Genomic DNA, 5,397 nt, shown 5'->3' on the forward strand with positions numbered 1-5,397 from the left:
AAGGGCATGGCGGCGCTCTACACGGACCTCGCCCAGCACGGTGTCAGCCCGGCCGCCGACGCCGCGCCACCTGGTGTCGGCGACGGGCCGATCCCGGCGGCCCGCTGCGCCACCGTCGCCGCCGCGGTCGCCTTGTCGGCCGCGCCGCTGGCCCGCGAAGCGGCGTTCTCGGCCTTGGCGACCTGTTGCTGTGTCTGCTCGGTCGCGACGGACTCCACGGCGGGCTTCAGCAACGCGAACCACGCCGCGGCCGCTGCGACCACCACGACCACCGCCGCGGCAAGGGCAGGCAGGAGCCACTTCGGCATCAGCTGCTCCTGCTGAACCACGCCACTGGTCCGGATCGGCTCCTCCCCGACGGGAGTCGCGACCACCTCGAACGGCAGCATCTTCGGCTGGCCGCGCCAGAACCGGCGGTGCGGAGTCGCCCGCAGCTTGACGATCGTCGCCGTACCCGGCGCTGTCGTGATCGCCTGCCGGCTGGTCTCCAGCCGGAGTTCGTCGTCGGGGTCGCGCAGGCTGACACCGACCACCACCTCGCTGTTGCCGAGGTTGTCGACGGCCAGCTTGAACTTCGCCCGGCGGGCCGCCCGGCGCCGGCCGGGAACCAGCTCGGTGACGATCTCCTGGAAGGGCGCGACCTCGACCGCGCCTTCCTCGACCACCGAGGCCCGGGGATCCTCCCGCGAGCCGACCCGGACCCCGAACGGATGCCGGCCCGCGACCAGTTCCGGCGACCGGGGTGGCGCGAACGTCACGGTCGCGGTCGCGCTGGCGGCCGGCATCAGATTGAGGGTGGCCGGCTCGACCGTCACCCAGTCCTCGCGGACGCCGACCAGACTGATCGAGAACTGATCGACCAGACTTCCCGTGTTGGTGACACTGACCTCGCACCCACCGGTCTCTCCCGGCACGAGCTCGATCGAATCCGTCGACAAGGACACCGTGGCTGCCATGCCGTTCACAGTGACGTGGCGCCGGGCTGCCGGGCAGCGTCAAGCGGTTAACCCGAAGCGACACGATTTCTGCCCGATCGGGCTGCCCGGGCGGCCCGTTGGCTACCGCCATCGGGCAGCTCGCGGCCGGTCGCCGATCCTACGATCGGAGAGCCGCCGAGGGGAGAGCCGTGAGCCGACGCAAGGGACGACTGCCCCGCCCGGTCCTGGCCGACCGCGAGCGACGAGTGCCCCGCGTGGTCCTGGTGGGCGCGCTGCTCGCCGCCACCGCCGGGTTGAGTGCGACGCTGCTCCCGCCGGCCGGGGCGGTGTCGCCGGGTCATACCGAAGTCGTCTCAGTAGGTGCTGACAGCAACGATTCCGTCGGCGCCGCGAGCGCGCCCGCGATCTCGGCCGACGGGCAGCAGATCGCCTTCGAGTCGCGGGCCGCGCTGGACCCGGCCGTGCGGCCGACCGCGAACCCGCCGAGCAATGTCTACGTCCGGGACCGGCGCGCGCCCGGCCGGACCATCCTGATCAGCCGCGGCCTGCCGATGACCTCGCTCACCTTTTCGCGGGGCAACTCCGCTCCACGCCGCGCGGCCGCGCCTCTGGAGGAAGGGGGCAACGCCGACAGCCGGCACCCGACGCTGTCCGCCAACGGTCGGTACATCGCCTTCGCGAGCGAGGCGACCAACCTCCAGGACGGCTACCCGGCCACTGGTGGCCGGGTCGTCCTGTGTGATCGCGATCCCGACGGCGACGGTACCTTCGACGAGCAACGCCCGAACGGCACGATGGACTACCTCTATCTGTACGTCGGCCGGCCGCCGACCGGCAACGGACCGACCGGCGGAACCGAGCCGAGCCTGTCCGCGGACGCCGGCGTGATCGCCTGGCTCGAACAGCCGCCCTTCACCACCCGCAGCACCCTGGTCGTCGCCCGGCTGATCAAGGACGTCGCCGGACGGATCGCGGCACCGCGGCCGGACACCTTCCTGCGCAGCTCACTCGAAGACGTCGGACACACGTCTCCGCAAGTCTCCGCGAACGGACAGCAGGTGGCCTTCGCCACCGACGACTGCGAGACGGCGCTGATCTGCCCGGACGGCTCGCAGACGATCGAGGTCTTCGCACCGGGTACGGGACAGACCAGCCGGGTCGACGTCCTGCCGAGCGGCGAGTACTCCGGAAAGGCGGACCTCCCGTCCATCTCTGGCACGGGCAGATTCATCGCCTACGAGCATCGGCTCGGTGTGAGCGGGCCGATGGTGGCGGTCGTCGTCGATCGCGATCCAGCCGCCACGGGCACGCTCGGCCCGGCCCCCGGCGTACCGGTCGCGGCGTCGATCGCCTCGCGTGACATCGAGGGGCAGGAGCAGGAGGGGCTGACTCCGGCGCTCTCGAGTGACGGGCGCTACTTGGCGTTCGCGAGCTCGGCGGACGGCATGCACGACGATGCGCAGGGCACCGGCCGGCAGGCCGTCGTACTGCGGGATCTCGTCCTCGATGCCGGCCGGGAGCAGGCCGGTTTGCCCCGGCTGGCGGGCGAACTCGGCTCGCCGGCGGCGGATCCGGACTGCGCCGGGATGGTCTGCCCTGCGACGGGGCCGAGCGGCTCGCCACGGCTGGCCGCGAACGGATCCGTCGTCGTCTTCAGCTCGGCGGGCGACGATCTGCTGCCTGATCCGTGCTGCGTGGGAGCCGTCTTCGCCCGGGTCCTTCAGCCCCGGATCGAAAAGTCGACGACCGACTTCGGGCCGGTCGAGCTCGGCGCGTCGGTCGGACGGACGGTCGTCCTGCGGCACAGCGGCTTCGGGCCGTTGCTGATCGAGGGGTTGAGCTTGGCGGGGCCGGACGCCTCGGACTTCTCGCTGACCGGGGCGGAGAACTGCGGTGGGGCGACCCTCAACCCCGGCGAGACCTGCAGCGTCGCGGTGTCGTTCACACCGACGGCCGCCGGAGTGAAACAGGCGATCCTGCGGATCGGCCGGCCGGGCGAGGTACCGGACGAGGTCCAATTGGTTGCTGAAGGCATCGAATTCCCGGTGCTCGAGCCGCCGGGGCCGCCTGGACCACCCGAGCCGCCGACGCAGGGGCCGTCCGGGCAGTTGGTGGTGAGTCCCGATCCGCTGGACTTCGGCGGCTCGCGGCCGGCGCTAGTGACGCTTCCCCCGCAGACCGTGCAGGTGCGCAATGCGGCCACCGTCGCGATCACGGTGGTCTCGGTCGGCGTTCTCGAAGGGCCTCGCTTCACGATCGGCGACTTCGCCATCAGTGCCAACACCTGTTCCGGCACGCTGGCGCCCGGCGCGAGCTGCTCGATCGTCATGGCGGCGACGCCGCAGAACAGCGGGCAACGGGTCGGCGTACTGGCCATCACCACGGCCGATCCGGCTTATAGCCGGTTGATCGCGTTGCGGAGTACGGCGATTCAACCTGTTCTCCAGGTGAATCCTGGTGTGGTCCGGATGAACCGCGTGGCGTCGGTGACCGGGCAGAACTTCCCGCCGGGCAAGGCCGTCACACTCACGCTGACCACGCCCGGAACCCGGTTGCTTCTGAACACCGTCGCCCAGCCGGACGGCACGTTCTCCGCTGCCTTGGTGGTCTTCCCGCAAACAAGCACCGGTACCTGGCCTGTGCTGGCGAGTGTCGGGGGGACGTTGGTCCGGGCCCAGGCGCCGGTGCTGCTCGTGCCCGGGAGCTATCAACCCCCTGGGTTCACGTCGCGTCGTTGACCGGTTGCACGATCTGCACCTCGTGGAGGACGTGAGCCGGCTTCGCCGCGTCGACTGCGGCATCCACCGCTGTCCGGCTCACCCGGCTGCCGGTCACTACCACGGTCACCTTCGGTACGACCCGGTCGCTCGGACCATCGACAGGCGCGGTCGACCAAGTGGTTCCGCCGGTGTCGCTGACCTCCACCTCGCCGCCGGTGACCAACTCGAGCTGCTGGCGCAGTCCGTCGACGGTGCCCCGGCGACGGTGCGCGGTCACTGCTCGTGCGATCTCGGCCCGCTGCTGGGCGACCGGCCAGTTCTCGTCCAGTTCGACCCCGACCCAACCAGCCAGCCAGCCGAGGTAGTCGGGCGGGGCCAGAGCCGGATCGACGTACGCCGTCAGGCAGTCCAGCGTGCTGATCGCGGGAGCGAGTACTTCGTCGATCGCCGCGGTGAAGCGCATCAGGAGCGGGTCCTCCTGGAATACGGCGGGCAGCAGTGAGCCCAGCGGGTACGGCGTACCGAGGCCGGTGGTTGCTCCGCGCATGATGGTCCTCCTTGCGGCTTCAGCCGATTCCGAAGAGCTCGATCTCGGTCAGAGCGAGAGTCTTGACGTCAGGCGCCGGGTAGACGTTGAGCACCTTGACCGTGATCGAGCTGACGCCGACAGCGTTGCGAAGGGCAACCTGTTGGGGGCCTGGGGTGTCCTTGAGCTGCACCAGATCGGACTTCTCGTTGGAGTAGGCGAACTCGAGCAGCGCGGGACGGATGTGGCCGGCGTAGTCCGTCGAGTCGCCGGTGGAGACGATCACCTTCCGCAAGGCGACCGGATGGTCGAGTTGCACGGTCAGCCGCGGTGGGGACTTCTCGTTCCACGCCGTGATCCACGAGGTGTTCTTGAAGGTGTCGAACGCCGCCTTCGGTGGGTGGCCGGTGGATCCTCTGGGGCCCTGCACCGAGACCGGTCTGATCGGCGTCAGGGCGGTGTCCGCCACACCGCGGATCTTCTGCTTGACATTGCCGACCTGCTGGGTGACCAGGGTGCGCGCTGGTGGATAGAACCCGGCCAGCAGACCGAATCCGAGAATCAGTACGCCGATCCCGGCGCGCACCCGCCGCAGCGTCGACTGGTAGGCACGCCGTCCCTTGCCGTCGCCGGGCCGAGCCGGGCGGCTGCCGGCCGCGAGCACCCGCGGCCTGCGACGCAGCCGAAGCCGCCGCCACCATCGCACCTTGACGACCTCAGCCTCAGCCAGTGAGTTCCCACACCGCCGGCAGAACTTCCGCGCGGGGTCGTTGCCCTCCCCACACTCTCCGCAGATCAACTCCCCCGGCCGCGGCTTGCTACTGGGCGCCACGCGGCGCACCGGCCCCGGCCGCGCCTTCACCACCTGCGGCACCACTTCCTCCGGCTCTTCCTCGACAACCGGCGCAACCAGCTTCACCGCCGCAGCATTTGCCGGTGTCGGAGGAGGCGCTGCAAGGGCAGGCGGTGGTGGCGCACCGCCCGGAGGAGGCGGCGCGGACGACAGAGGGCTGGGAGGTGGAGGCGGGGGCACTGCGCTAGTAGGCAGGTGAGCAGCGCTTGTTGACACGGGCGCAATGCTCGTAGGTGGTGGAGGCACGGGCGTGGCGCTCGGCGGTGGGGGCGGCGCAGCGCTCGGCGGTGCGGGCGGTGGGGGCGGTGGAGGCGGCGCGGCGCCTGCTGGTGGTGGCGGCGGGGTTCGACCTGGCGGGGG

4 protein-coding genes are annotated in these 5,397 nt (G+C 70.9%); 1 reads left to right on the plus strand and 3 read right to left on the minus strand.

Going from position 1 to position 5,397, the window contains the following annotated elements; genetic code table 11:
• Positions 1–17: 17 nt before the first annotated feature.
• Entirely contained in the window at positions 18–956 is a 939-nt protein-coding gene (locus ABD116_RS34025) for a COG1470 family protein (protein ID WP_343980059.1), read from the minus strand.
• A 170-nt stretch (positions 957–1,126) separates the two neighbouring features.
• Here ABD116_RS34025 and ABD116_RS34030 point away from each other — a divergent pair, with 170 nt between their 5' ends.
• Positions 1,127–3,676, plus strand: a complete 2,550-nt coding sequence (locus ABD116_RS34030; RefSeq protein ID WP_343980062.1) for a choice-of-anchor D domain-containing protein — start codon at positions 1,127–1,129, stop codon at positions 3,674–3,676.
• Here ABD116_RS34030 and ABD116_RS34035 read toward each other — a convergent pair.
• Together ABD116_RS34035 and ABD116_RS34040 are read right to left on the minus strand one after the other, a co-directional pair.
• On the minus strand, positions 3,660–4,205 hold the full coding sequence (locus ABD116_RS34035; protein ID WP_343980065.1) for a phage tail protein I: 546 nt from the start codon (positions 4,203–4,205) through the stop codon (positions 3,660–3,662). The genes ABD116_RS34030 and ABD116_RS34035 overlap by 17 nt on opposite strands.
• 19 nt (positions 4,206–4,224) lie before the next feature.
• Positions 4,225–5,103 carry an NADase-type glycan-binding domain-containing protein gene (locus ABD116_RS34040; RefSeq protein ID WP_343980068.1) on the minus strand — a complete coding sequence of 293 codons (879 nt, stop codon included), beginning with the start codon at positions 5,101–5,103 and terminating at the stop codon, positions 4,225–4,227.
• Between the last annotated feature and the right edge of the window lie 294 nt (positions 5,104–5,397).

Source organism: Kribbella koreensis (assembly GCF_039525325.1).
GTDB lineage: Bacteria > Actinomycetota > Actinomycetes > Propionibacteriales > Kribbellaceae > Kribbella > Kribbella koreensis.